The 24,856-nt window shown below is 62.9% G+C and carries 24 protein-coding genes, 1 tRNA gene, 1 other RNA gene and 1 pseudogene; 14 read left to right on the top strand and 13 right to left on the bottom strand.

The genetic code is table 11. The features are described 5' to 3' along the window. Window positions 1-167 precede the first annotated feature (167 nt). Entirely contained in the window at window positions 168-374 is a 207-nt protein-coding gene (locus KBX17_RS10910; protein ID WP_005289430.1) for a hypothetical protein, read from the bottom strand. A 128-nt stretch (window positions 375-502) separates the two neighbouring features. On the opposite strand from KBX17_RS10910, the gene KBX17_RS10905 reads away from it, so the two are divergent. Further along, a complete protein-coding gene (locus tag KBX17_RS10905; RefSeq protein ID WP_255994756.1) occupies window positions 503-1,711 on the top strand; it encodes a galactokinase in 1,209 nt (402 codons plus the stop codon). 13 nt (window positions 1,712-1,724) lie between these two features. On the opposite strand, the gene KBX17_RS10900 is transcribed toward KBX17_RS10905, so the two are convergent. The 5 genes from KBX17_RS10900 to KBX17_RS10880 all read right to left on the bottom strand — a co-directional run bounded on the left by KBX17_RS10900 (window position 1,725) and on the right by KBX17_RS10880 (window position 6,904). Continuing rightward, window positions 1,725-3,122, bottom strand: a complete 1,398-nt coding sequence (locus KBX17_RS10900; RefSeq protein ID WP_256019837.1) for an RNB domain-containing ribonuclease — start codon at window positions 3,120-3,122, stop codon at window positions 1,725-1,727. A 192-nt stretch (window positions 3,123-3,314) separates the two neighbouring features. Further along, window positions 3,315-3,740: RNase P RNA component class A (gene rnpB, locus KBX17_RS10895), an RNA gene on the bottom strand. Window positions 3,741-3,929: 189 nt separating this feature from the next. Next, a complete protein-coding gene (locus tag KBX17_RS10890; RefSeq protein ID WP_256019834.1) occupies window positions 3,930-5,096 on the bottom strand; it encodes a bifunctional RNase H/acid phosphatase in 1,167 nt (388 codons plus the stop codon). Beyond that, window positions 5,093-5,758: a zinc ribbon domain-containing protein gene (locus tag KBX17_RS10885; protein WP_256019833.1), complete on the bottom strand. Its 666-nt coding sequence runs from the start codon at window positions 5,756-5,758 to the stop codon at window positions 5,093-5,095. Before KBX17_RS10885 ends, KBX17_RS10890 begins: the two co-directional genes overlap by 4 nt. Window positions 5,759-5,767: 9 nt before the next feature. Then, window positions 5,768-6,904: a Nif3-like dinuclear metal center hexameric protein gene (locus tag KBX17_RS10880; protein WP_256019831.1), complete on the bottom strand. Its 1,137-nt coding sequence runs from the start codon at window positions 6,902-6,904 to the stop codon at window positions 5,768-5,770. 24 nt (window positions 6,905-6,928) lie between these two features. Between KBX17_RS10880 and KBX17_RS10875 the strand changes: the two genes are divergently transcribed. The 4 genes from KBX17_RS10875 (at window position 6,929) to KBX17_RS10860 (ending at window position 9,198) form a co-directional block, all read left to right on the top strand. Next, a complete protein-coding gene (locus KBX17_RS10875) occupies window positions 6,929-7,576 on the top strand; it encodes an HAD-IA family hydrolase (protein ID WP_256019828.1) in 648 nt (215 codons plus the stop codon). After that, window positions 7,563-8,027, top strand: a complete 465-nt coding sequence (locus KBX17_RS10870) for a low molecular weight protein-tyrosine-phosphatase (protein WP_255994753.1) — start codon at window positions 7,563-7,565, stop codon at window positions 8,025-8,027. The genes KBX17_RS10875 and KBX17_RS10870 overlap by 14 nt, the downstream gene beginning before the upstream one ends. Window positions 8,028-8,073: 46 nt before the next feature. Further along, complete coding sequence (locus KBX17_RS10865; protein WP_370687606.1) at window positions 8,074-9,048, top strand: SURF1 family protein; 975 nt, start codon at window positions 8,074-8,076, stop codon at window positions 9,046-9,048. A gap of 74 nt (window positions 9,049-9,122) precedes the next feature. Continuing rightward, window positions 9,123-9,198, top strand: a tRNA-Val gene (locus tag KBX17_RS10860). A gap of 220 nt (window positions 9,199-9,418) precedes the next feature. Here KBX17_RS10860 and KBX17_RS10855 read toward each other — a convergent pair. Next, the gene (locus KBX17_RS10855; protein WP_005289414.1) at window positions 9,419-9,829 is read right to left on the bottom strand and encodes a DUF3052 domain-containing protein; all 411 of its coding nucleotides are present in this window, start codon (window positions 9,827-9,829) and stop codon (window positions 9,419-9,421) included. A 169-nt stretch (window positions 9,830-9,998) separates the two neighbouring features. On the opposite strand from KBX17_RS10855, the gene aceE reads away from it, so the two are divergent. From aceE to KBX17_RS10820, 7 genes are all read left to right on the top strand, one after another. Further along, window positions 9,999-12,791: a pyruvate dehydrogenase (acetyl-transferring), homodimeric type gene (aceE, locus tag KBX17_RS10850; protein ID WP_370687607.1), complete on the top strand. Its 2,793-nt coding sequence runs from the start codon at window positions 9,999-10,001 to the stop codon at window positions 12,789-12,791. A gap of 168 nt (window positions 12,792-12,959) precedes the next feature. Further along, complete coding sequence (locus KBX17_RS10845) at window positions 12,960-13,343, top strand: hypothetical protein (protein ID WP_005289410.1); 384 nt, start codon at window positions 12,960-12,962, stop codon at window positions 13,341-13,343. A 255-nt stretch (window positions 13,344-13,598) separates the two neighbouring features. After that, on the top strand, window positions 13,599-14,117 hold the full coding sequence (locus KBX17_RS10840; RefSeq protein WP_005289406.1) for a hypothetical protein: 519 nt from the start codon (window positions 13,599-13,601) through the stop codon (window positions 14,115-14,117). Between the two features lie 556 nt (window positions 14,118-14,673). Next, the gene (locus KBX17_RS10835; protein WP_256019826.1) at window positions 14,674-15,087 is read left to right on the top strand and encodes a hypothetical protein; all 414 of its coding nucleotides are present in this window, start codon (window positions 14,674-14,676) and stop codon (window positions 15,085-15,087) included. Between the two features lie 228 nt (window positions 15,088-15,315). Then, entirely contained in the window at window positions 15,316-15,831 is a 516-nt protein-coding gene (locus KBX17_RS10830; protein WP_005289402.1) for an excalibur calcium-binding domain-containing protein, read from the top strand. 123 nt (window positions 15,832-15,954) lie between these two features. Then, window positions 15,955-16,545, top strand: a complete 591-nt coding sequence (locus KBX17_RS10825) for a hypothetical protein (RefSeq protein WP_005289401.1) — start codon at window positions 15,955-15,957, stop codon at window positions 16,543-16,545. Window positions 16,546-16,986: 441 nt separating this feature from the next. After that, the gene (locus tag KBX17_RS10820; protein ID WP_256019824.1) at window positions 16,987-18,474 is read left to right on the top strand and encodes an NAD(P)/FAD-dependent oxidoreductase; all 1,488 of its coding nucleotides are present in this window, start codon (window positions 16,987-16,989) and stop codon (window positions 18,472-18,474) included. Window positions 18,475-18,483: 9 nt separating this feature from the next. On the opposite strand, the gene KBX17_RS10815 is transcribed toward KBX17_RS10820, so the two are convergent. Then, window positions 18,484-19,464 carry an alpha/beta fold hydrolase gene (locus KBX17_RS10815; protein WP_256019823.1) on the bottom strand — a complete coding sequence of 327 codons (981 nt, stop codon included), beginning with the start codon at window positions 19,462-19,464 and terminating at the stop codon, window positions 18,484-18,486. 26 nt (window positions 19,465-19,490) lie between these two features. Here KBX17_RS10815 and KBX17_RS10810 point away from each other — a divergent pair, with 26 nt between their 5' ends. Next, entirely contained in the window at window positions 19,491-19,805 is a 315-nt protein-coding gene (locus KBX17_RS10810; RefSeq protein ID WP_256019821.1) for an acyl carrier protein, read from the top strand. 180 nt (window positions 19,806-19,985) lie between these two features. Here KBX17_RS10810 and KBX17_RS10805 read toward each other — a convergent pair whose 3' ends face one another. The 3 genes from KBX17_RS10805 to KBX17_RS10795 all read right to left on the bottom strand — a co-directional run bounded on the left by KBX17_RS10805 (window position 19,986) and on the right by KBX17_RS10795 (window position 22,258). Then, a complete protein-coding gene (locus KBX17_RS10805; RefSeq protein WP_256019819.1) occupies window positions 19,986-20,369 on the bottom strand; it encodes a hypothetical protein in 384 nt (127 codons plus the stop codon). Window positions 20,370-20,559: 190 nt separating this feature from the next. Further along, window positions 20,560-21,447 carry a trimeric intracellular cation channel family protein gene (locus KBX17_RS10800; protein ID WP_005289387.1) on the bottom strand — a complete coding sequence of 296 codons (888 nt, stop codon included), beginning with the start codon at window positions 21,445-21,447 and terminating at the stop codon, window positions 20,560-20,562. A gap of 4 nt (window positions 21,448-21,451) precedes the next feature. Further along, window positions 21,452-22,258: a serine hydrolase gene (locus tag KBX17_RS10795; RefSeq protein WP_256019817.1), complete on the bottom strand. Its 807-nt coding sequence runs from the start codon at window positions 22,256-22,258 to the stop codon at window positions 21,452-21,454. A gap of 138 nt (window positions 22,259-22,396) precedes the next feature. Between KBX17_RS10795 and KBX17_RS10790 the strand changes: the two genes are divergently transcribed. Then, window positions 22,397-23,563 carry a M20/M25/M40 family metallo-hydrolase gene (locus KBX17_RS10790; protein ID WP_256019816.1) on the top strand — a complete coding sequence of 389 codons (1,167 nt, stop codon included), beginning with the start codon at window positions 22,397-22,399 and terminating at the stop codon, window positions 23,561-23,563. Window positions 23,564-23,666: 103 nt separating this feature from the next. Here KBX17_RS10790 and KBX17_RS10785 read toward each other — a convergent pair whose 3' ends face one another. Both KBX17_RS10785 and KBX17_RS10780 read right to left on the bottom strand, forming a co-directional pair. Continuing rightward, window positions 23,667-24,161, bottom strand: a complete 495-nt coding sequence (locus KBX17_RS10785; protein WP_256019814.1) for a hypothetical protein — start codon at window positions 24,159-24,161, stop codon at window positions 23,667-23,669. Window positions 24,162-24,359: 198 nt separating this feature from the next. After that, window positions 24,360-24,856: pseudogene (locus tag KBX17_RS10780) on the bottom strand (replicase RepA); the annotation flags it as partial.

Genomic DNA, 24,856 nt, shown 5'->3' with positions numbered 1-24,856 from the left:
GAATCTCCTCTGAAACCCAACCGGCCACAACAACCACCTCTCGATCGAAGTGGCGCATTCACCCATTGACAGTCCCGTGAAGTCACTCGGTTCATAGACAGAGGTTCATGGCCTCCGCGGGGCCAGGCCAACCCGGCCAGGCCAACCCGACCGGACCCCCTTACCGCCTACTTCTCCCAGGACGCGGGCTCGCCCCAGTTGTCGTCAGCCTCGTCCTGGGCCTCGGCGCGCTTGTTGCGCTCCGCGGCGGTGTCGAGTGCGCGCTGTGCTTCCTCGCGGGTGTCGTAGGGGCCCATGCGGTCATCCCAGCCGCCGACTTTCCCCTGGGTGACTTCGCCGGTGGAGGGGTTGAAGTAGAACTTTTCGTCGCTCATAAGGGATCCTTTCAGTATCTGTCCGGCTTCGCGCCGAACACTTTCCGGCGTGCCGCCGGGATCACCTCAAGGCTACATGCGCGGTTGGTACTGTTGTGTGAGAAATCCTCCCCTCGGAAAGGACTGTCATGGCCGAATGGACTGCTGACTTCACCCCCGCCTCAAAGCGCATCGCCAAGGTCCACCGCGAAGTCACCAGCAGGGATCCGAAGCACACGGCGGATGCGCCGGGCACGTTCATCGTGGTGGGTGAGAATGCGGACCACTTCGGTGGGATCACCATTGCCGGGCTGGCTTGGCACCGGGCGGCCGTGGCGGTGAGCCCGCGCACCGATGCCACGATCTCAGTCCACGCCGAGTTTGCTTCGAGGGTCATTGAGGACACGGCCACAACGTCGGAGGTCGCGGAGCTGGCAGAATCTCCGGACACGGATAGCCGTTACGCGGTGCGCTTCGGCGGGCTGGTGCACACGCTCGTCGGTAGGCAGATGCTGTCGCGTGAGACCGCCGGCATGGACATCACCGTGGTCAGTGACATTCCGCTGGGGTCCGGGCTTGGCGCGCTGCACGCAGCCGATGCAGCGTTGGGGCTTGCCCTGCTCGCCGACGACGAAGAGATTGATTCCGCACCCTTGCGCACCCGCATCGCGGAGATCGCCAGCCAGTCTGCGAAAACCTTTTCGCCGGTCCCCGTACTGCGTGCCCGCCACTCGGCCGCATTGCGCGGGGCGGAGGAATCGGTGAGCGTCATCGATTATTCGGACGGTTCGCTCACCCAGGCGCCTCACCCCAGCCGCGCGGGCGTCGCAATTTTCTCGGTCGCAGCTCCGTCCGATGAGTCTTTCGCCGATCAGGCAATCACAGAAGGCCGCACGCTTATCGACGACGCCTGCGCCAACTTCGGCGTCCCTTCCCTGCGCCAGCTGCCCGAAGCGGTGGATCGTGTGGTCGAGTGGGTCGACGCGCGCCGCCAAGTCTACGGTGCGGACTCCGCCCCGACCCCGGAAACTGCGCGCGCGTGGGTGACGTTCAGCGAGGCGGAAACGCAGCAAGCGGCTGCCGCAGCGAAGGCCTTACGCAGCATGCGTATCGACGACTTTTTCGCCGTCCTCGACCAGCCCCTGCCCACCCCGGGCCTATCGGTGCCCGACCAGTTGATCCAGCTGTTGGAGCTGCGCGGGGCCACAGCCGCGCGCCCGGCTGCTGCCGGCATGTCTCAGGCAGTGCTCGCATACGTGCCGGCGGAGAAGGCGAGCAACGCGATCGCCGACCTGATCGACGATGGGCTGGACGTGATGGACGTGCAACAGGGCTCGGCCGCGAAGGTTTTATCCTAGCGCAGGCTGCAAGCTAGTCCGCCGGCCAGGCGAACACGACCTCGCGTTCCTCCACGTCCGCACGAATGAGGGACATGGTGGCCTCGCGGGGCTCTTCGGGGTGGCCGAGGCAATCGGCGAGCACGGGCGGGTCGATGACGAACACCCTGGCCTCGTCGTTCTCCTGGTCGGTCCGCAGGATGACGCCGTTGAAGTTGTGGCCCACCCACGGCTGCAGCACTGTGGCCTCGGTGAGGTTGAGGCACGCCCGGTCCACTGAGTTCGCCAGCTGGGACGTCCGGCCCATCGTTTTGATCACGCGCGGGGCATCCTGCTCCACCCACTCCGGAACCGACTCGCCCTTGCAAAGGGCCAGGCAGACCTCGGTGGCGTAGCGGTCAATAAGACGCCGCAGCGGTGCGGTGACGTGCGAGTAGTGTCCGCCGATGCCAGCATGAACCTCTGGTTCCTTCTCGGTCAGGTCGACATACCCGGCACCCCGCAGCAACTTCTGGGCCTCGCGCATCACGGCCATTCCCCGGGGCGTGGCGGCGTTGACGGTGTGGAGGAAGAGGCCGATGTTGGCGCCGTCGGGAAGCGAATAACCTAGCGCACGCGCCTCGGTGCGGAACATGCTCTCGGCCGATTCCTCTGCGGGCCGCAACGTGCGCAGGAAGCCCACCGACGCCTCGCGCATCATCTCTCCGGCCGCCATGCCCGTGAGCAGGGAGATCTCCGAGTTGTAGTCCATGACTTTGTGGCGAGGTTCGATGACCAGCTCGAATTGACCGTCGTCAAGCTCGACGACGCGGACCGACGGCACGCGCAAGTTGATCGCCCTGCGTCGGAGTGACGACGCTGCGCGCAGCTCGCCGACCTCCGGCAACAGCGCGATAGAGGGGTGAACGCGGCCGGCGTCGAGGTCTGCCTGGACCCCGTCGTAGTCGAGTCGCGCAACGGAGTGCACCACCGCCCGCTCGATGTGCGTGCTGGCGAGCTCGCCGTTGGCGTCAAGGTCGAACGTCCACAACACCGCTGGCCTATCGACGTCCGGAAGCAGCGACGCACTGCCCTCACTGAGCTCCTCCGGGTGGAGGCGGGCAGGTTCATCGGGCAGGTAGATCGTCTGGCCGCGCACCAGGGACTCCTCGTGCAGGGGGCTTCCCGGCTCAATGAACGCCGCCACATCCGCAATCGCGTAGAAAACGCGGTAGCCGGAGCCATGCTTCTCGATGCACACCGCCTGATCCAGGTCCATGGACCCCGCCGGGTCGATGGTGACCAGGGGGATGTCGCGGGCGTCGATACGCTCCCCCGCATGCCGGTCAGTCGCGTTGGCTGCAGCCTCGTGCAACTCGGGGCTGAACTCCGTGGGGACGTCGAACTCAGCGGCAATCGCGCGGAAGTCGAGAGGGGCGGCGTAAAGCTTCATAGCGGCCAATTGTTGCAGAAAACACTCTTGAGCGCGGGGTTCACTTGCGGTGTCTTGCACACGCCGCGCAGCTTTCCAGATATAGTTTGCATGCTTGTCCCGGCCAGGAATTCTGACCTGGTGTTTTTCTGAATACGATTCCAGCCCGCTGCAAACTAAATCTTAGCCGAGTCGTCCGCGTGAGAAACAGGGCGAGTGAGCCGGCCTGTGAGCCGGATTCTGTTCCCTGAGCGCAGCCCAGGGCGGCGATCATCCATCTAGGACGCCCATTACTGAGCGTCTCGAGCAGCTACCTTCGAACATGGGCGGGCAGCCTCATCACGTCCGACGACCTCTGCCAAAAGGCAGGGGTTCTTGCCTTGCTCCCAGTGGGGTTTACCTGGCCGCATGCGTCACCGCACACGCCGGTGCGCTCTTACCGCACCCTTTCACCCTTACCTGCGTTGCACCCGGCGATGCCGTGCGCAGCGCCGGCGGTCTACTTTCTGTTGCACTTTCCCGCGGATTGCTCCGGGTTGCCGTTAGCAACCACCGTGCCCTGTGGAGTCCGGACTTTCCTCGACCCGCGCCTTTTTCCTGTGGAATGGTTCGCGGAGCCGCGATCACCCAGCCGACTCACTCGCAAGGCGTAACTGTACCCCTGGGCGGGCAGTTTGCGGAAGTTCTCCTGAGGCAGGCGGGGCCGGGGCCGTGGGGCTGGAATACCGCTCAGACATATGCGCTAGAACGCATGCTTTTGACCAGGGTGTTTACCCGAGCAGTATTCCGGAAAGCGCCCAGCAGTATTCCGGGTCCACAGGGGTTGCTTTAGCGGAAGTGTGCGACGTCGTTAAAAGAGCGCAGCACACCCATGTCGCCATAGAACTCGACCACGGAGATCGATGCCAAGTCCAGGAACATGTGCTTGAAGGTGTCGGGCCCCGAGGAAAGCGCTTGCCTGATCACAGACTTGATCGGGGTCATGTGCGTGACCACGAGCACGGTCTTCCCCTCGTGCTTTTCCTGGACCTTCAGGCGCGCCCGCGTAACCCGGCGGTGCAAGCTGGCCAGGGACTCCCCCTCCGGCGGCGCCTGGTTGGCGGACCCAATCCAGGCTGCGAATTCATCGGGGAACTGCTTCTCGGCCTCCGCGCGAGTCAGCCCCTCGAAGGAACCGAAGTCGACCTCCCTGAACCCCTCGACCGTCTCGATCTTCTCGGCGGGCATACCGAGAGCTTCCGCGCAGGCGGCTGCAGTTTCCTGGGCGCGGGTGGCCGGTGAAGCGATGATCGCGTCGATCGTGCCCATCGCGGCCAATGCTGCCGCTGCCCGGCGCGCCTGCTCCTGCCCGGTCTCAGTGAGAGCCGGATCCGAGGAACCGCTGTAGGCCTTGCGGGCAGAGTGTTCCGTTTGACCGTGCCTAAGCAGTACGAAGCGGGTGCGCGGCGCGTCTGCGGCAGATGTGCCTGACCAGTGGGCGGGGCCGCCGACGGTGTGGGAGGCACCAGGCGTCGGGCTGTTGCCAGCATCAGCCTGCTCACCAGCACCTTCCCCACTTGTTGTCGCATCAATAATCCCCGGCGCATGTCCGGCTACGGCGGCATCCATCGCCACGTTGGACAGCTCATCAGCCTTCTTGTTCTTCGCGCGGGGCACCCAGGTGTAAGTGACGGAGTTGAATCCGGCAGCCAGGTCACGGGCCTCGAAAGCCAGCTTCTTCATATCCGGGTGTTTGATCTTCCACCGGCCGGCCATCTGCTCGACGACCAGCTTGGAGTCCATGAACACGTCCACGTCGGTGGCCCCAAGATCCCGCGCGGCCTCCAACCCGCGCAGCAGACCGCAGTATTCCGCGACGTTGTTGGAGGATTTCTTACCTACGACGTAGGCGATTTCGGCCAGCGTTGCACCGGAGGCGTCGTAAAGCACACTGCCGGAACCCGCAACTCCCGGATTGCCGCGGGAACCGCCGTCGGTGTAGAGGGTGACCTTCATCGGATGAGCAACGTTCCGCAGTTCGGGCAGGTGGGAAGCTCGTCCTCGGGGACGGCGAGCACCTCGTTGCGCTCCGCGGGCGGGAGCTGAAGGAAGCAGGAACCGCAGGTCCGGCCATTAAAGTGCGCGGCACCGACAGTGGCGTAGACACCGAGAACGTCGGCCGGCAACGACGCGCGCAGGGCCTCGATGTCTACCGGCTCTTCCTCCGGCAGGGCGTCAACGGCGCGGCGGGCGGCTTCGATGCGATCATCCAGCTCCGCGAGGGCCTGAGCACGCAGGTCACGGTTGCCGCGCAGCGCCTTGACCTCGCCGTGGGCTTCCTTGAGTTCGTACAGTAGGTCCGCAATGCGGGACTTCGCAGCGTAGCGGTCGCGCTTGAGGTCTTCGCGGCGCTCCGGGTCGGTCTCCGCGGAGAGCTGGTGCTTGTCGTCGAGCTCGCGCTTTTTCAGTTTGCGCTCGTCCTCCTGGATGCGGAGGATGTCCGCTTCGACGTCGTCAAGCGCGAGCTGCGCGGCGGCCGCGGCGTTGGCCAGGGACGGGCGCTTCGCCAGCAGCTCGTCGAGTTCCTGCTGTTCCGGGGAGCTGCTGGGGTGCGCGGCGGAGCGCTCCGCCTCCGCGAGGGCCAGGAGGTCGCGTTGCTTGTCGGGATCCAGGTGCATAGTTGTCTCCTAACTCTTCGGGTGCGCGGAAATAGTCCACGGGTCGGTGCGCAGAGTGATGATCTCCGTTTCTACCTCTGGGCACGCCTCCGCGACAACCTCGCTGGCCTGGCTCGTCCACGGGAACTCGCTGGCCCAGTGCGCAGTGTCAATCACGGCAGGCCCGCCGGCGCGCAAATGCTCGTCGACAGGGTGATGGCGCAGGTCAGAGGTGACGTACACATCCACGCCGAGCGTGGACACAGCATCCAGGAAGCTGTCGCCCGAACCCGATGACACTGCCACCGTCTGCACCATCTGGTCCGGGTCACCGGCAGCGCGCACGCCCCACGCAGTCTCCGGCAGCGCATCAGCGACCTGCTGCGTGAACGCGCGCAGAGTCATCGGCTCCGCGAGCTTTCCGACGCGCCCCAGCCCCGTCGCCGTCTCCAGGTCCACGGTGGACTCGAGCGTGACGACGTCGAATGCCGGCTCCTCATACGGGTGCGCCCCACGCAGTACCGCTGTGAGCTTGCCGCGTAGTGAAGACGGTGCGACGAATTGGACGCGGGTTTCCTCGCCGGTGAAGTGCTCACCAACCTCGCCATCTGTCGGGTCCGCGCCCTCTTCCGGGGTGAAACCGCCCCGCCCGTCCCATTCGAAGGCGCAGTGGGAGTAGTTGCCGATGTGGCCGGCGCCTGCGTCGAAAAGCGCCTGCATGACGCGGTCGACGTCGCCGGGCGGAATGTGAACGCCCCACAGGTCCTGCGCGGCTGGGTCGACGACTTTGATGGGGCGGCCGGGCGTGATGCCGACGAGTTCGGCGAGCTTGTCAGAAACGCCCGGGCGCGCAGAATCGGCGTTCGTGTGCGCAGCGAACAGCGCGCAACCGCCGCGGATGAGCGTGTGCACGACCTTGCCTTTCGGCGTGTTCGCAGCCACCGAGGTCACCCCGCGCATGAGCAGTGGATGGTGGACCACCAGCAGGTCAGCGCCGAGTTCCACTGCGCGCTCTGCGACGGCCTGCGTGCAGTCGAGGGCGAACACGACCTTGCGGGCGGGCTCTGCCGGATCCCCGCAGATCAGGCCCACCGCGTCCCAACTTTCTGCGAGACGCGGCGGGTAGGCGGTCTCGAGTGCGTGAACAACATCGCCGACGGTAGTCATGCGCACCAGTTTAGGCTGTGTGGCATGACCACCCTCTTGTTGGACGTTGACGGCACCCTGATCGACTCTTTCCCCGGCATTCGCGACGGCTTCCTCCACGCCCTGGACACAGTCGGGGTCGACCACCCTTCTAACGACTTCATTGCCCGGATCCCGGGGCCGCCGATGGAGGAAACGTTGCGCTCCCTGGGGCTTTCCAGCGCGCAGCTGCACGAGGCTTTCGACGCCTACATGTCCTTCACCCGCGCCGGCGGGTGGGAACGAGCGACGGTGTTCGACGGGATCGGAGATCTCCTCGCTGGCTGGCGCGCAGACGGGTTCCGGCTGGTGACGGCGACGTCGAAAGGCGAAGGCTTTGCTCGCGCCATCCTCGAGCGGGAAGGCCTGCTGGATTACTTCGACTTCCTCGGTGCCGCGCAAGAAAATGGCCCGCGGCGCGCCAAAGCCGACGTGATTGCCCATGTTCTTGATAAGGTAAGTATCCCCAGCGGCACTGGGCTGATGATCGGTGACCGCGCGCACGATATCGAGGGCGCGGCCACGTTCGGCATTCCCACTGCCGCTGTTGCGTGGGGTTACGGTACTTCCTCCGAGTGGGAGCAGGCCGATTTTCTCGCGCACACGCCCGCAGAACTGGACACGATTGTAAGGAACTTCCATGACGCACATTGAATTCGTGTGCACAGGCAATATCTGCCGCTCACCCATGGCAGAAGTCATTGTTCGCGATGCGCTTATCCGCGCCGGACTCGACCACGTCACAGTCACCTCCTCCGGCATCGGCGGATGGCATGTGGGCAACCCTGCCGACTCCCGTGCGTTGGATGAGCTCACCGCCCACGGGTACGACGGATCCTCCCACCGCGCCCAACAGTTCGGCGCCGCTCAGCTGGACGCCGACCTAATCGTGGCTCTGGACACACGCCACATCTCTGAGCTGGTCGTCCGCGGCGTGCCCGAGGACAAGATCCGGTTGCTGCGTTCCTTCGATCCCTCCTCCCCCGCCGACGCCGGCGTGGCGGACCCCTACTACGGCGGGCCGGAAGGCTTCACCACCACGCGCGAGCAGATTGAGGCCGCCGCGCCCGGCATCGTGGAATGGGTCCGCGAGCGCGAAGCCTGATTGCGCGGATTCGGCCCCGTGCCCGCGGGCTAATAGGCTTGAAAGCGTGAGTGCGCCAAAGACCCGAACCGGTTCCGTGTGGAAGTCGTTTTTGACTCCCGGCTGGGTCATCGCGTTCATTCTGGCGCTCGCATTTTCCTGGTTCGCCATCACATGGCTGTCGCCGTGGCAGCTGAACAAGGACCACGACATCGTCGAGCGCAACGAGCGCATTGAGACCGCCTTCGAAGCAGCCCCCGTCCCCGCCGCCACGCTTCTCGACGGCGGCTACGACCCCACCGACGAATGGACCCGGATCTCACTGACCGGACGTTACGTGCCCGATGACGAGGTTCTGCTGCGCCTGCGGCCCGTCGACGGAGCCCCAGCGTTCCAGTCACTAGTGCCCTTCCAGCTTGACGACGATTCCAGCACCGTCATCCTGATCAACCGCGGCTGGGTGCCTGCCGAAGACGGCGGCACGACTGTTCCCGAGCTGCCCGCCCCGCCCGCGACCGAGACAGTCACCCTCAACGCCATGATCCGCACCCCGGAGGACCCCCACCCCGAAGAAGTCCTCGAGGATCAGGGCTACACCATGGTGCAGTCCATCAGCCCCGCTCAGATTGCCGAGCTGACCGAATCAGGCTCGGATTTCGCCGAGCCCTACGCCCAGCTGATGTCCGACCAACCCGGCGTTCTCAACCCCATCCCCCTGCCGCAGCTCGACCGCGGCAACCATTTGTCCTATGGGTTACAGTGGATCGCCTTCGGCATCATGGCGCCGGCCGGCCTGATCTACTTCCTCTATTCCGAGGTGCGCGAGCGCCGCCGCTACCGCCAGGAGCAAGAAGAACTCGCCGAGCTGGTCAATCCCATCGCCGATGACTCCCCCGCCCCCGCGCCGGTTTCGTCGTCAGCCTCTGGGACGACCGAGACTGAACCCAAAGGCCCGGTGGCGACAGCAGCTCCTGCCCGAGCTCGGTACGGAAGTTCACGCACGAACCCGTGGGCTCAGAAAGAAACCGAAGAGCGCTTCTAGAGCTCTCTCGGGTTTTCAAAGGTTTCTAGGGTTTTGTTGGGTGACGCGCCTGCGTGCTAGCATCGTCGACACGCGCGCCGTTAGCTCAGCTGGAAGAGCAACTGGTTTACACCCAGTAGGTCGGCGGTTCGAGCCCGTCATGGCGCACCACAAAAGGAGAAATCACGCCCATCCGCACAACGCGATGGGCGTTTTCTTTTCGCCTATATCTCGGTGGTCTTGTCTTCGTCGAGGCTGGGGTGAGGTGCGAGGCCCTTAAAGGTTCGCTTGGACGAGACATCGCGAGCCAACGGCTCTCGTGCATGCTCGGGGGTAGAGATTTGGGGGTGCTTAAAGGGGCTTTTCAGCAGGGGTGTGGAATCTCACAGGGCTAGTTGCGGGCACCCGCAGAGCGCAGGCAAGACCCCTGCCAGTTCCCCAGCCGGTCCGCCTTAGTCTGCACGAGCCCAGCGAGCTGTGCGGACTCAGAGATGTCGCCGGGGTGGACCTCACCAGCCTGGTTCGCACCCGGGGTGAGCAGCCAAATTCGACCAGATTCGGAAAGGTTTCGAGTAGCGTCGACCAGCGCATCGACGAGGTCCTCATCGTCAGCGCGGTGCCATAGAAGGACGACGTCGCAGAGCTCGTCGGTCTCATCGTCGAGAAGCGCCTCGCCGATCCGGTCCTCAATAGCCTCGGAGATCGACGAATCACAATCGTCGTCCCACCCGAGCTCCTGGACGATGTCGTCGCCGGAAATGCCCAGCTTATCTACGAAATTCTCAGCGCTACCGGCGCCCACTGTGTGCTTTCCTCCTCAAACGGTGACTAACAATATTGCCAGGATACCGCTCCTGCTGCGCCACGGCGTGCATAGACAAAAAGAACTACGCTAGAAGATGTAGACGTGCGGTGCCCCCGCAACCCGGGAAAGGCGCCGTGACGTGCAGCAAGAATCCCGTATCGGAGGTATGGACATGGCTGAAAACGACGTAGAAGTAACTGCTGGGAACGACTCCCAGCACGCGATCATTCGCGATGGAGTTGCTTCCTACATGCACGACCCGGACCCGGAGGAAACGAAGGAATGGATGGATTCCTTCGACGGGCTCCTGGAGAACTCTGATCCTGAGCGTGCGCGCTACCTCATGCTGCGCCTTTTGGAGCGTGCCGACGCAAAACGTGTTCCCCTGCCGTCGCTGACAACGACGGACTTCGTCAACACCATCCCGACCACGCTCGAGCCGGAGTTTCCCGGCGATGAGGCGATGGAGAAGCGCTACCGCCGTTGGATCCGTTGGAACGCTGCCATCATGGTGCACCGCGCTCAGCGCCCGGGCATCAAGGTCGGCGGACACATTTCCACCTACGCGTCCGCAGCGGCGCTCTACGAAGTGGGCTTCAACCACTTCTTCCGCGGCAAAGACCACCCGCAGCACGGCGACCAGATCTTCGTTCAGGGCCACGCCTCCCCCGGTATCTACGCCCGTGCGTTCCTGGAGGGCCGCCTGTCCGAGGATGACATGGACGGCTTCCGCCAGCAGCACTCCCGCGAGCAGGGCGGCCTGCCGTCCTACCCGCACCCGCACGACATGCCGGAGTTTTGGGAGTTCCCGACTGTGTCCATGGGCTTGGGCCCGATGAACGCGATCTACCAGGCACGCTTCAACAAATACCTGCAGGACCGCGGCATCAAGGACACTGCTGACCAGCACGTCTGGGCGTTCCTCGGTGACGGTGAGATGGATGAGCCGGAATCCCGCGGCTGCATCCAGATGGCCGCCAACTACGAGTTGGACAACCTGACCTTCGTGATCAACTGCAACCTGCAGCGTCTCGACGGCCCCGTCCGCGGCAACGGCCAGATCGTCCAGGAGCTGGAGGCCTTCTTCAAGGGCGCCGGCTGGGAAGTCATCAAGGTCATCTGGGGCCGCGAATGGGATGAGCTGCTGGAGAAGGACGAGGACAACGCTCTGGTCCACATCATGAACCAGACTCCGGACGGTGACTACCAGACGTTCAAGGCCAACGACGGCGCATGGGTCCGCGAGCACTTCTTCGGCCAGGACGAGCGCACCAAGAAGCTCGTCGAAGACATGACCGACGAGGAGATCTGGAACCTGCGCCGCGGCGGCCACGACTACCGCAAGGTCTACGCCGCCTACAAGAAGGCGCTGGAGACGAAGGACGGCAAGCCGACTGTCATTCTCGCCTTCACTGTTAAGGGTTACGGTCTGGGCCACACCTTCGAAGGCCGCAACGCCACCCACCAGATCAAGAACCTCACCGCTGAGGACCTGAAGCTCTTCCGCGACATGCAGGGCATTCCGATCTCCGACGAAGAGCTGGAGAAGGACCCGAACCTGCCGCCCTATTACCACCCTGGCGAAGACTCTGAAGAGATCCAGTACATGAAGAAACGCCGCGAAGAGCTCGGTGGCTACCTGCCGGAACGTCGCGCGCAGTACACACCGCTTGAAGTACCGGACCTGGACAAGACTTACAAGGCCGTGTTCAAGGACTCCGGCAAGCAGGATGTAGCCACCACCATGGCGCTGGTTCGTACCTTCAAGGCGCTCATGCGCGACAAGGAGATCGGCCGCCGCGTCGTGCCGATCATCCCAGACGAGGCCCGTACCTTTGGTCTGGACTCCTGGTTCCCGACTCTGAAGATCTACAACCCGAAAGGCCAGAACTACATCCCGGTCGACCACGACCTGCAGCTGTCCTACCGCGAAGCGCCGGAGGGCCAGATTTTGCACGAGGGCATCAACGAGGACGGATCGTCGGCAAGCTTCCTCGCCGCCGCCACGAGCTATGCGACGCACGGCGAGCCGATGATTCCGATGTACATCTTCTACTCGATGTTCGGATTCCAGCGCACCGGCGACAACTTCTGGGCTGCCGCCGACCAGATGGGCCGCGGCTTCATCGTCGGCGCAACTGCTGGCCGCACCACACTGATGGGCGAGGGCCTGCAGCACCTCGACGGCCACTCCCCCATCCTGGCGTCGACGAACCCGTCGGTCATTCCTTATGACCCGTCGTTCGCCTACGAGATCCCCTACCTGGTCAACAAGGGCATCGACCGGATGTACGGCCCTGACGGCGGCGAGAACGTGATGTACTACCTCACCGTCTACAACGAGCCGACCCACCAGCCGGCCCGCCCGGACGACCTCGATGTCGAGGGCCTGCACAAGGGCATCTACCTGTACGACCGCGGCGCTGAAGACAAGGAGAACAAGGTCTCTCTCCTCGCCTCCGGCGTGGGCATGCGCTGGGCGCTGCAGGCACAGCAGATCCTGCAGGACGAGTACAACGTCGGTGCAGCGGTGTACTCCGTGACCTCCTGGACGGAGCTCGCACGCGACGGTGCTGCCCTGAACAAGGCTCGTCTGCAGGATCCGTCCGGTGAGCACGACGAGCCGTTCGCCACGAAGCAGCTCAAGCAGACCGAGGGCCCGTACATTGCTACCTCGGACTTTGCGACGGACCTGCACGAGCAGATCCGCCCGTATGTCCCGGGCCGCTACGTTGTCCTCGGCGCCGACGGCTTCGGATTCTCCGACACTCGCGAGGCTGCCCGTCGCTTCTTCAACATCGATGCTGAGTCGATGGTGGTCGCGGCTCTGACCGCGCTGGCTGACGAGGGCAAGATCGACATCTCCGTGGCCGCCGACGCAGCCAAGAAGTTCAAGATCGACGACCCGACGGCCGCCAAGCCCGACTCCGACTACAGCCCGGAGAGCGGGATGGAGTAGTCCGGGCCAACGTACCGGGTCAATGACCACCCTCGATCGCGCGAACGCCCGCTGCCCATTCTGTGCGCGGGCGTTCGTGTTTGAAGTTACGGTTGCGTTTGCCAATCGCGCGGGGGCGGTTTAGCTTAGAACCGTCTTAATATCCCGTAAGCTTTGCAAGGACCTACCATGACGACCTCCCAGCCGTACCCGAACCAGAACCCGCACCAGCAGCCGGCGGGCCAGCCCGCAGGCTCCTACCCGGCAGGCGGCCAGGCCCCTGCCCCGCAGGAGAACCAGAAGCCGGGCCGCTTCGACAACGCCAACTGGTACGCGCGCGCCGCGATGGCTTTGTCCATCATCAGCATCCCGCTTTCCAACCTTGCATCCTGGACACTTCCGCTCGCCATCATCTGCCTGTTCGTCGGTTTCGGCCTGGCAATCTACGCCCTCGTGTCCAAGAACGCACCGAAGACTGAGCGTTGGTGTGCGTGGGTGGCTGTTGGCATCTTCGCCTTCAACATCGTCGCTGGGATCATCGCGTTCTTCTTGGGATTCACGGGAGCGATCTAGCCCGCTTCACCATCCAGACCATGAATCGGGTCGCCGTTGGGCGGCCCCTTTCGCATGTTCGCTTATCGACGTCGCGTGGCAGCCTGGCCCGCTGCCGTCGATACGCATGTGCTCTTTCGCATTTTCGTGCCGTCCACACGTCAAGTAACTGGAGCCACTGCCGCAACACGCCAGCTGGCGTTTTACGAAGCCCTTCCAGACGGCACGAAAATGCGAGAATCCTTATGGATCCTAGACGGCAGGTAACCTGGACACATGGTTGAGCTCGCCATGATTTTCAGCATCCTGCTGGGCCCGCTTGGGTTGGTGTTCATGCTCGCTGCGATCCGGTACCACACAACAGGCGTCCCAGTGAGCCAGCTGCGGAAGCCCTTCGCGCTGGGATCCGCCGTGGGACTACTGGGCTTCATTACGTTTGCGCCGCTACTGGTATACGGATTCATGGCCATCGGATTCCTTGCAGCTCTGGCTGCAGGCATCGCCTCGGGGTGGCTGCTGCGGAATTCACCGCGGACCTGGTCGGCGGCCGGGCTGTTTGCCGCGACCGCCAGCTTCGCATGCATCGGTGCTGTGACCATCTGGGTAGCCATTGGGACGAAAAGCGCGCCACCGACTTCAGCTCCAGGCGACTTCGTCTTCGCAGCGTTCATGGGCGCATTCGGCGTGTGGCTGACGCTGTTCCCCTTGCTGTTATTCACGGCCGCGATCACCATTTACATCTTCCGTCCAGAACCCGCCGGACCAGCCCCGACTCCGTATGCTGGGCCAGCATGAATGGTTTGTCGGATGGGGCTGCCGCCCTGGCCCTGAGCCATGTGGTGCTCGCTGTGCCCCTGCTCCCTATCGTCGCGGTCGCGGCGTGGCGACACGGTGGTTTGAAGAACATTCAGAAGCATTTGCTGCTCGGCCTTGGGGTTGGAGTCCTTCTGTGCGTAGCCGGGTTTTTCTTTGTGTGGGCCATCGGATTGATGGAGCCACGACACTTAGAGTCACCCTTGGCGTTCCTCGTCGTCGTTGTGCCACTGGCCATATGGATCGCTGCTAGCAACGTGGCGGGGCATTCAGTCCCCGGGACTAACCGTTGGATCTCGGCCGCATCGGCCATTGCTGCTGGCGCTTGCCTCGGGTTCGGTTCCCCAGCATTGTTCCTGTACTACCACTTCGAACTGACATCCGGCATTGGCTCGATCGGGTTCTACAACCCCTTCGCGGCATTAGTAGGTGTCGCCTTAGTCTCATGGGCCGTAGTATTTCCGGGGACGTGGGCCGGTGCAGGGCGGGCAACACGTTGGAAACGGCCCCGGTGGCGCGATACAGATACAGGGACCCGATGGCACCATTTGTGATTGCTCAATCTTCCACGGGCGGAACCAACGGGGCGTGGGGTGCGGCGGGGCTCGCACTGCTGATCGGGATGATTCCATTCGCCCTGGTGACTACCGTGGGGTTTGCGCGCTACATGGCCGCGAAGACATCTGTCGCCGAGGCCGGAAAGGCTCTGACCATCGGCGCCGGGAGAGGCCTAGTGGCCTGTTTCCCTTTCGTCATGCTTGGCGCGTTTTTCTTCAACTTCAGCTTTGTCCTCGGCATGATCTCCGTGCTCATACTGTTCGGGGCGGTTTTCTTCTTTGCGGGCAAGTTCTTATCAGAGTCGCCGCGCACCTGGTCCGCAGCCGCCCTCGTCGCGGACCAGCCGGGCGAATCGGGTCCACCACTGCCACCCGGACCACCGGAGCCGCCGTAGCCACAGCGCCCACGTTGGGGGCAAAGGTAGGTTGTTGCAAACGATAATAAATTCAGCTGCGGCCGTCTATAAGCGCAGGTCGAAGACCATAAGCGGCGCGGAACCTACTTTCCAAGTGCACTAATAGCGAAAATGCTAGATTCTTTTCCCATGAAGAAAACTGTCATTTCTCTGGCAACAGCCGTAACGGTGGGTGTTGCGAGCCTGTCTCCTGCTGTAGCAGAACCCGTGAATCCCGAACAGTCGACCCTCGGCTCGGCCGACACCGACGAGTCATCGACTTCCAGCGAACGTGACCAGTCGACGTCTAGCGAGGGCGACCAATCGTCGTCAAGCGAACGCGGTCAATTGTCTGACGGCGAAATCGCAGCCATCGTCCTTGTCCCGATCGTTGCTCTGGCCGCGATCGCTGGCGGCGCGTTCTGGGCAATCCAGAATGGAATGATCCCCAACCCGCTGCCTGGTGTTATTCCGGGTCCAGCTCCCAAGCCTGCGCCAGCTCTCGCTCCGAAACCTGCACCGGCTCCCGCTCCTAAGCCAGCGCCAGCTCCCGCCCCAAAGCCTGCACCTGCCCCGGCACCAAAGCCTGCGCCCAAACCCGCTCCCAAACCGTCCAAGTACTACCCGAACTGCCGAGCAGTCTGGAACGAACTCGGCCGCCCGATTAACTCTGGTGAGCCGGGCTACGGTAGCCACCTCGACCGCGACGGCGATGGAGTCGGTTGCGAAAAGCGCCCCCGTTAAGCGCTGACGCAGACGCAACGGTTCAGGCTAGCGGCGAAACACCGTTCATCACCCTTCCAACCTTTAGGGTGAGAGCATGAACCTGGAAGCCCGATTAGATCTGCACAGTGTCGGTGTCGGTGCATGAGCGCAGTTGGAAATGCGGTGGCTTCGGCACTGTTGGGCCATCTTCTGCTCGCGGTGCCGCTTGCCGTCGTAATAGTCGTCGCAGTGCTACGACACCGCGCAACACGAACGCCGTTGACCGGCTTGACGCGACCTATTCTGGCGGGCTTGGGCTCGGGTGTGTTTTTGCTCGCCTTCTCAGTCGCGTTTCTGGTCGCTGTCCAAATGGTTGACTTCCAAGCGCTTCCAGAATTCGTGGAGACTCTGGCCCTTCCCATCCCGCTCATTGTTTTCCTGGGCATGTGGTTTTGCCTGGGTCTAATGCTGCCCACATCCCCACGGACATGGACCCCATCTGCTGCCGCTGCCGGCGGTGTATGCGTCGGATTCGCCTCGCCTTTCCTGCTTTACTGCAGCTATGAGGTGTACCGGAACCACGGTCAGAACGGATCCGCAGACATCTTCTGGATCATGCAGATCGCGGCCCTCGTTCCATGGGTCGCCTTTCCCGTTGTTCTCGTCCTGGTGGCGCTGGGGGTGTGGGTGAGGGATCGTCGACAAGCGATGCGTCCCGGGGCGACGGCGAACCGAAAACTTCTGCCCCTTTAGCCCTGTTCATCGTCGGTGGTCAAACATCGGAGGTTGCGGACCGGTCCGTCCGTCCTGCATACGGTTCCTTCCTGCAACGATCCCTGCTACCGAGCACAACGTCAGCAACGGGTAGACAAAGAGCCACCCGGCAAAAGGCATGATGAGGATGAGGGCACCGGCGGCTTGCGTGGTGCTGTAGTCGTTGTGAGGTTGCGAAAAGTAGAGGGAGTACAGCACTCCCGTAGTCAAAGCGGTGCCGACGTGGTGCCATAGCGAATGAGCGAAGGAAAAAGCGCCAAAAGGCTCGGCACGATCACGGCGACGGCGAGAATCACCGCAGCACCCAGCAGCTCCCCATCATCCATGGGCTCAGTATCGCAAAACGGTGCATGAACTGCTGCGCGATGTTTCACAACCAGACTCGCTTCGATAGCCAAAAGAAACATCTAGGCTTGAACCATGAGCCCCGAGAATCCTTTGGACCTGTTCATCGTCGGCGCTGGACTGAGCGGTGTCGACCTAGCGCACCATGTGAACGAGAATTTTCCTGACTGGAACTGGGAGATCGTCGATTCCAATAAGAAGGTCAGCGGTACGTGGGTGACCTTCACCTACCCCGGTATTCGCTCGGATTCGGATATGGCGACGTTCTCATTCCCGTTCAAGCGCTGGCCGCACAAGGGTAGCTTGGGCAGCGGCGAGAACATCCAGAAGTATGTCGAGGATGTTGCGCGTGAGGAGGGCGTATTCGACCGCTTGACGTTGAGCACCTGGGTGGAGCAGGCGAACTTCGACTCGAAGAAAGGCCTGTGGGAAGTCACCATGCACACCCGCGAGGACGGTCAGGACATCCCCGAAGGCCACACGGACGCGCCGACGGCTGAGCGCACGATCTGGACGAAACGCCTGCACTTCTCTTCCGGCTACTACAAGCACCATCGCGGCTTCACGGCGGACATTCCCGGCGCGGACACGTTCGAGGGCACGCTCATCCACCCGCAGCGCTGGCCGGAAAACCTGGACCTAGCAGGCAAAAAGGTCGTCATCATCGGTTCAGGTGCCACAGCGATCACGCTGCTGCCGGCGCTTCATGACCGCGGTGCAGACGTGACCATGCTCCAGCGCACCCCGACCTACGTTGCTCCCCTGCTCAACCGCGACAACTTCACCGCCGTGACCACGAAGATCATGCCGGAAAAGCAGGCGCTGTCCGCCGCTCGCGCGATGCACATTGTCCGCGACATGGCGCAGTACTGGATGTGCCAGATCTTCCCGTGGCCCGCCCGCGGCTACTTCATGGCGCTCAACCGCGCGTACATCCCGTTCCGCGAGATCTTCAAGAATTTCAACCCGCCGTACGGCCCGTGGGACCAGCGCGTGTGCAAATCTCCCGACGGCGATTTCTTCAAAGCAATACAGGACGGCGCACGCGTGGTCACCGCGAAAATCAAGGAGATCACGCCCGACGGCATTTCGCTTGTCGACGCCCCTTCCCTCCCCGCCGACATCATCATCACCGCAACAGGACTGGACATCCAGGTCTTTGGCGGCGCCCGGCTGTTCGTAGACGGTGAGGAAAAGACCGTTCCGGATGCCGTCGCGTACCGCGGAATGATGGTCGACGGGTTGCCCAACTTCTCTTTCACGGTGGGCTACCTGAATCAGTCGTGGACGCTACGGGCAGACTTGGTCTCCCGGTACATGTGCCGGTTGTGGTCGATGATGGATGAGGACGGCTACACCCAGGCCACCCCGCGTTTCCCGGCGGGCCTGGAAGCTGACATCCCGTTGATGAACATGGACTCTGGTTACCTCGTCCGCGCCCGCAAAGACCTGCCTACCCAGGCCGGTGTTGACCCGTGGATGTTCGCCCAGGATTACATCCGCGAGTACCGCGCGTGGGGGCGCCCCGGCGCGGATCTCCGCGCGGATATGGTTTTCAGCTAGTTAGGGTGCTTAGTTTTCAGACTCGTCGATAAGCGGGTCGACGAGGCGGCGGATCGCTGTGGTCACAGCACCGGGTGCGTCGAGCGGCGGCATGTGCCCGGAACCGGGCAGCACCTGAAACTTCGCCTGCGGCCACAGTTTGTGGAGTTCCTGCGACTGTGAGACCGGCGTGACCGTGTCAATGTCGCCGACGAGTATGAAACCCGGAATCGTCGCGAGCACCTCCGCTGCGGCGCGCTCGTCGTGGTCGCGGAGGTCATCAAAAAATCCCGAGTACGTGTCCAGCGGAGTCTCCTGGATCATGGCCGCGTGGAATTCCACGACATCCCAGGACATTCCCGGCGCGTAGAAACCGACCGCCAGTACGGGCGCAAGCGTCTCGGTGACCACGACCCTCACGCTCTCCGACAGGATCGGCAGTGCCTGCACCATGCGGTAGAGCGCCGCGCCTGCCGTGCCGCCGAGGGCGTGGGGCATCCCGCGGTCGGTGAACGGGTCCACTGACGACGAGATCTGCACGCTACCGGCCAGATTGAGCTCACCGGCATACCGGCGCATCAACGACAGCGACACCGGCCCGCCGAGCGAGTGGCCCACCACAATGACCGGCCCGGTAATCCCGCGGTCCCGGACGACGGCGATGATGTCGTCCGCGGCGGGATCGATAGATAGCTCCGCGCCCTGCCCGGCCGTGCGGCCGTGCCCGCGGTAATCCACCAGCAGCTGCCGGACAGGAAGGTGCTGCAAAGCCCTGACCTGCATGTAAAAAGACTGCGAAGAGATGTTGAAGCCGTGAACGTACAAGACCGTCAGTGCCTCAGGCGATTCCGGCCCACACTCGTACCAGTGAACATTCAGACCGTCGTGGTTCGTGGCGCCGGTGCGCATACCGGTCAGGCCAAGGTGGCCCGAGCCGCTGTACAGCTCGCGACGCATTGCGATGAGCGTCCGCTGGGTGCCGGGGCTGAGGGCGCGCAGGTAATTAGGCATACGGGAATGGTATCTAGAATAGGGTCATGGAACTTTCACAGCGTCTGGACTTGAGCAAGCTCGGCCTCGACGCCACCACGTCGGACGAGCCGGCTCCGCTCGAAGGCGACACCATGGCCCAGCTTGCAGGGCTGTTGGTGCAGGTCGGCGCCGTCGAGGACGCTGATGAGGTCAGCGGCACAGACACCCTGGACAGTCTCGGGGTCGACTCGTTGACCCGCATTGAGCTCGCCGTCCGCGTGGAAGAGCAGTTCGGTGTCCAGATCGACGAAGAGCTGTGGAACAACTGGGCGACGCTTAGCGACGCCGCAGCCCACCTCGACCAGCACTCCACACCCTAGGGTAAACGCCCCGGTGCACCTCGGCCCGCTGTGAACGATGTAGCACCCCAACCCATACCCCGGCCTTTATAAGACCTGTTCAGGACGATATGCGGTTTGACTATTGGGCCATTTCGGGGCAAATCGTTCACACACGCGGCGGGAAGGACCCCGGCAACCACACCGGAGTGCCCAGCAGCGCTAGACCCTTGCCGAGAATCGGAACGTACCGGCGAGTTCGGTCAGCGCAGCCCGGAAGGTGGCCACCTCATTGGCTGGGGCATCAATGATCTCGCGGCAGCTGACGGTCGGTGCAACCCCAGCACGTCCCGGGTCGCGCGTCCACCGGGTGAACCAACGGGTGTCCCAGATCGCGGCATCATGAAGATCAGCATCGTCGAGACCGGCGGCATCGAGAGAAAACTCGGAAAGCTCAGCAGGACTGAGGTGCTCGGCCATGAGCTCTTCTACGCGCAGGCGCAGGTGGCGGGGCATTCCGCTAATGGAGAGGACAGCCCGCTCCCGTGGCGCAACCGGGCTGAGGGTTGGTGCAGACAGGGCTGAGTCCAGAAGTGTGACAGTCATAGGGAAAGTCCTTTCATTGACGCGCGCATGCACGTAAGACGAGGATCGTCTTCCCCTACGTCCTCAAACGTTTCAAGAGTCTCGAAACGGCTCGGTCCAATTCTTCATGCGCTCTAGCCACACTGGCAACCCTCAACCTGCACTTGACACCCCCATTTACTCAAGTGCTAGTTGAGGGTTTTACTCGGTTTTACTCGGCTCGGCGGGCCCAGCCGCCGGCCGAGTCCTCGCCGTCCCGGTCGATGTAGACGCGGTACAGAGCGGCAAGGAACTCTTCTCGAGTCGCCGGATCGACCGCCTCTAACGCCTCGCGGACCTCGCCTTTGGTGGGCATCATTCCGTCGTCGTTAATGGGGTCATCCAGGAGGGCGTGTTCCTTGGAGAGGCGCCAACGTCGAAAAGCATCGGGCTCGAGCCGCGCGAACAGACGGTTGATTGTACCCAGCTCGGAGCTCGCGGGGACGTACCAACCCGCCCAGTAGGCGGCGGTACCCAGCGCGAACGCGATGAGCGGGGCGCACACCAGCGCAGCGGAGGGGTGCTCGAACGAGTAGAGCACCAGCGCGGTAACGGAGCCGACAATGGCAGGCACAACGTACATCTGCTGGTCGTTGAGGATGCGCGGGATGCGCCCAATGAGCACCTCACGAATAACCATGCCGCCGGTCGCGGTGATGATGCCCATGAGGATGCAGCCGATCCACGCCACCCCCGCCGAATACGCGGTGACAGTGCCGGTGGTGCACCAGACGCCGAGGATGACCATGTCCCCGTGGAAGCGGGTGAGCTCCCAGACGTACCCGCGCAGGTTGGCCAGGAATGCAACCAACGCGCCGATGAGCGCGATGGAGATGTACCAGGGGTCCGATAGCGCCGCGACGGGAGTATTGCCGATCATTGCGTCGCGCATCATGCCGCCGGCCATGCCGGAGATGATGGCGATGAGCATGAAGCCCACGGCGTCAAAACGCATGCGGCGCGCGACTGTGCCGCCAATGACAGCGTTGAGGAACACGCCAATGAGGTCGAGGACCGCGATGGCTTGGCCGACTGCGTTGTCAATGCCTCCGAAGTACATTCGGCTAGCTTAGCTGTTCAAAGATCCGCGTATTCGTCTCCTGCCACAGCGGCTTTGCCCAATCCCCGAATTCCTTGTCCGCGAGCATGACCATCGCTGTCCCCGCGCTTGTCGACGCCGACCATGCCGGCACCACCCACATGTACGTACCGGACATACCGAAGTGCCCGACAGTGTCTTCCGGCATGGTGCCGCCAGTCCAGTGGGGGCTCTTGTCGCCCTTGATCTCGAAGCCAAGCCCCCACGGGCAGGGTTTTTGCATGCCGTAACCGGGGACAATGCCGTTCAAGTCGCCGAACTGGTTGGTGAAGGCCTCTCGGAGCGTTTCTTCGGCAAGCAACGTGGGCGAAATGAGCTCGTCGGCGAACTTCACTAAGTCGGCGACAGTGGAACGCCCACCGTGGCCGGCGGAACCGTAGATCTCGGTGTTGCTCATCCCGAGCGGCTCGAAGATGCCCTCGCGGGCGTACTCGCCGAGGGTCATCCCAGTCTCACCCTCGAGGAACTCGGCCAGCACCTCGAACCCAGCCGAAGAGTAAATGCGCCGCTCTTCCGGGGCCTTGCGGATCTTGTGCTCGAAGGCATCCAAGCCCGAGGCGTGCGCCAGCAGGTGCCGGACCGTGGACCCGTCCGGCCCGCAGGGGGTGTCCAGTTCGAAGACCCCCTCCTCCACCGCCATGAGGAACGCGTAAGCAGAGAGCAGCTTGGTCACGCTCATCAACTCGTACACACGGTCCACGTCGCCCTCGGAATCGGTGACGGTTCCCGTCAGGGCAGCGGAATACGTGACATCAGTCCAGCCAAGGTTCATGCACCCCAGACTAGCCCGCTTAACGCGGCAGCAACCCCTCAATGTGGCGGTGCCACCCATGAAGCACCCGCGACGAAGTTGGTTTTGAAGTCGAATTGAGTCGGCACGATCCGCACACCCTCATGCACACTGGGATGCATGAGCATTTCACTCGAACTAGCGGAAGCACATGTGGAGCAGATGCTTGACGACGCCATGCTCCTGGTCAACCAAGAGACCTACTCCTTCGATAAACCGGCGTTGGATGCGGGTTTGAAGGTGTTGCTGGGGCTCGTCGAAAAGCGTTTGGGCCCGTCCGATGACAAGCAGCTTCAGGACGGCGACATCCGCGGCGACATCGCCGTGCTCACCTACAAAGGTGACCTGCCCGGCAACGTGGTCATCGCGGGCCACTACGACACGGTGTGGCCTGCCGGGACCGTTGAAGCCTGGGATCCGCCCGCCCATGACGATCCGCGCGAGCGTCTTTCCGCGCCCGGGATCTTCGACATGAAGATCGGTCTGACGCAAGGCATTTGGGCACTGAAGCTGCTTAAGGATGCCGGCATCCCGCACCCGACCGTGACGTACATTTTCAACGGCGATGAGGAGATCGGTTCGCCGAGTTCGCAGCGCATCATTGAGAATGTCGCCACCGGCGCTGATGCCGCGTTCGTGCTCGAAGCAAGTGTCGACGGCAACGTCAAGGTCGCCCGCAAAGGCATCGGCGACGTCAACGTCACCGCCACAGGAATTGAGGCGCACGCCGGCCTCGAACCGGAGAAGGGCGCCAACGCCATTACTGCCCTGATGGAGTGGTGTCTCGAGGCGACGAAGTATGCCGACCCGGAGAAGGGAACCTCCATCAACGTCGGTGTTGTCGGCGGCGGCACCGGGGCCAACGTCGTGCCCGGATCTGCCTACGCCAAGCTCGATGTCCGCCACTGGGTACCGGAAGAAACACAGCGTCTCGACGCCGCCCTCGACGCCATCACATGGTCCGACCCCCGCGTGGAGATCACCGCCGAACGCAACTGGAACCGCCCGCCGATGGTGCACACCGAGGGCACTGAGGCTCTCTTCCAGGTGCTCAAGTCCCAGGCCGAAGCTTTGGGCCACTCTGACTTCGAGGGGGTTTCCGTCGGCGGCGGGTCCGACGCCAACTTCATCTCCGCAGTCGGCACACCCGTCGTGTGCGGTCTGGGCGCTGGTGGCGCTGGCGCCCACGCCCGGTACGAGTTCATCTACCCCGACTCCGTGCCGTTCTTCACGGCGCTGCTGGCCAACTCCATTGCAGCTATCGACGGGCCGGTCATCACCGACTAATCCCCTGGTGAATCGGATCTGAACCGCGAAAGACCTCCCGGACTCCAGCTCAATGGCTGGGTCGCGGGAGGTCTCGGTTTTACGGGACGCTAATCCCTAGGGTTTAGAACTTCGGGAGCTTGATACCGCCGATTCGCTCGAGGCAGTTCTGGATGTAGCCGTTGCGCTCGAAGCAGTTGTAGATGCCCACGAGGCCTGCCAGGCCAGCCAGCACACCGAGCGTGATCAGCACGATCTTGCCCATCGGCGAAGAGGACAGTTCGGACGAACCGGAGGAACCGTCAAAGAATCCCTTCGCGGAGCCCTCAGACGAGCCCTTTCCGGAACCTTCAGTGGAACCTTTCCCAGAACCATCAGAAGGGTTGGACGGGCCCTTCGGAGCCTCCTCGGTTGTCGTGGTCGTGGGTGACTGCGGCTCGTCTGAGTTTGTCGTCGTGGTCGGCTTCTCGTCCTGCTTATCAGTCGGCTCAGCCGCCTTGCTCGACTCGTCCTCCCGCTTCTCCGTCGGCTCAGCCGCCTTGCTGGACCCAGTGTCCTGCTTCTCGGACGTGGTCGAAGTAGTGCTCGACTCCTCGTCGTTCGTTTCAGGCGTCGTCAAGGTAGTAGTCGTTGGCTTCTCGCTCTGCTCGTCAGTCGGCTCAGCCTGTTCGGTGGTCGTCGTCGTCGGCTTCTCGTCCTGGGGCCTGACCCCCGGAAAGTGGACACGTCGGGGGTTATCTATGCTGCTTGGGTCAGTGTAGCTGATGTGAGTGCTTCGAAGTCATCGGGGGCTAGAAGGTTGCACCAGGAGTGTCGTCTGCGCGTGTTGTAGCGCATGCTCATAGGCATCGATGATGGCCGCATCGGTGAGGCGTTGTCCAGCAGCACGGAGCCGGTGTCCGGTCTTTAAAGCATGGCGGAACGCCGTTTCATCACGGGCCGCGCACCCTTGACTAATCCAAAGGACACGGACGCCGTCGATCAGTTCTGGGTCATATTGATCAAGTCCTGCGCCTATTTCGTTTTCAACATCTTCTGCAAGAGCTTTGAAGGCTTGGGCTTCTTCTCGACGAGCCTTCACTGCATTGATGAGTTCACGACCAGAGCTAAATTGCTGACGCATGTTTTTACCGTACTGAGGGTGTCCAGCCATCTCACGCACCTGCCTTAGAAAGTCCTGGAGGCGAATGACGCGATCGTGTTGGTGATACCAGCGATATGCCTCTACTGACTTACCAGGACCTGACCCCTTTTTGGTGGACACCTGATATCCAGCCCGGTTGGGCTGGGAAGAAAGGTAATCTACCACCATGT

Origin of the sequence: Corynebacterium sp. CCUG 65737 (assembly GCF_024454115.1) — a bacterium.
Lineage (GTDB): Bacteria > Actinomycetota > Actinomycetes > Mycobacteriales > Mycobacteriaceae > Corynebacterium > Corynebacterium genitalium.
This window is presented reverse-complemented; position numbering and strand designations above follow the sequence as displayed.

Bases quoted from the DNA above. Each gene is read 5' to 3' on its own strand.
- KBX17_RS10790 (WP_256019816.1), top strand. From the start codon at position 22,397: ATGAGCATTTCACTCGAACTAGCGGAAGCACATGTGGAGCAGATGCTT.
- KBX17_RS10900 (WP_256019837.1), bottom strand. From the start codon at position 3,122: ATGAAGCTTTACGCCGCCCCTCTCGACTTCCGCGCGATTGCCGCTGAG.
- KBX17_RS10815 (WP_256019823.1), bottom strand. From the start codon at position 19,464: ATGCCTAATTACCTGCGCGCCCTCAGCCCCGGCACCCAGCGGACGCTC.
- KBX17_RS10905 (WP_255994756.1), top strand. From the start codon at position 503: ATGGCCGAATGGACTGCTGACTTCACCCCCGCCTCAAAGCGCATCGCC.
- KBX17_RS10885 (WP_256019833.1), bottom strand. From the start codon at position 5,758: ATGCACCTGGATCCCGACAAGCAACGCGACCTCCTGGCCCTCGCGGAG.
- aceE (WP_370687607.1), top strand. From the start codon at position 9,999: ATGGACATGGCTGAAAACGACGTAGAAGTAACTGCTGGGAACGACTCC.
- KBX17_RS10820 (WP_256019824.1), top strand. From the start codon at position 16,987: ATGAGCCCCGAGAATCCTTTGGACCTGTTCATCGTCGGCGCTGGACTG.
- KBX17_RS10880 (WP_256019831.1), bottom strand. From the start codon at position 6,904: ATGACTACCGTCGGCGATGTTGTTCACGCACTCGAGACCGCCTACCCG.
- KBX17_RS10870 (WP_255994753.1), top strand. From the start codon at position 7,563: ATGACGCACATTGAATTCGTGTGCACAGGCAATATCTGCCGCTCACCC.
- KBX17_RS10795 (WP_256019817.1), bottom strand. From the start codon at position 22,258: ATGAACCTTGGCTGGACTGATGTCACGTATTCCGCTGCCCTGACGGGA.
- KBX17_RS10845 (WP_005289410.1), top strand. From the start codon at position 12,960: ATGACGACCTCCCAGCCGTACCCGAACCAGAACCCGCACCAGCAGCCG.
- KBX17_RS10875 (WP_256019828.1), top strand. From the start codon at position 6,929: ATGACCACCCTCTTGTTGGACGTTGACGGCACCCTGATCGACTCTTTC.
- KBX17_RS10825 (WP_005289401.1), top strand. From the start codon at position 15,955: ATGAGCGCAGTTGGAAATGCGGTGGCTTCGGCACTGTTGGGCCATCTT.
- KBX17_RS10810 (WP_256019821.1), top strand. From the start codon at position 19,491: ATGGAACTTTCACAGCGTCTGGACTTGAGCAAGCTCGGCCTCGACGCC.
- KBX17_RS10840 (WP_005289406.1), top strand. From the start codon at position 13,599: ATGGTTGAGCTCGCCATGATTTTCAGCATCCTGCTGGGCCCGCTTGGG.
- KBX17_RS10800 (WP_005289387.1), bottom strand. From the start codon at position 21,447: ATGTACTTCGGAGGCATTGACAACGCAGTCGGCCAAGCCATCGCGGTC.
- KBX17_RS10910 (WP_005289430.1), bottom strand. From the start codon at position 374: ATGAGCGACGAAAAGTTCTACTTCAACCCCTCCACCGGCGAAGTCACC.
- KBX17_RS10835 (WP_256019826.1), top strand. From the start codon at position 14,674: ATGGCACCATTTGTGATTGCTCAATCTTCCACGGGCGGAACCAACGGG.
- KBX17_RS10805 (WP_256019819.1), bottom strand. From the start codon at position 20,369: ATGACTGTCACACTTCTGGACTCAGCCCTGTCTGCACCAACCCTCAGC.
- KBX17_RS10890 (WP_256019834.1), bottom strand. From the start codon at position 5,096: ATGAAGGTCACCCTCTACACCGACGGCGGTTCCCGCGGCAATCCGGGA.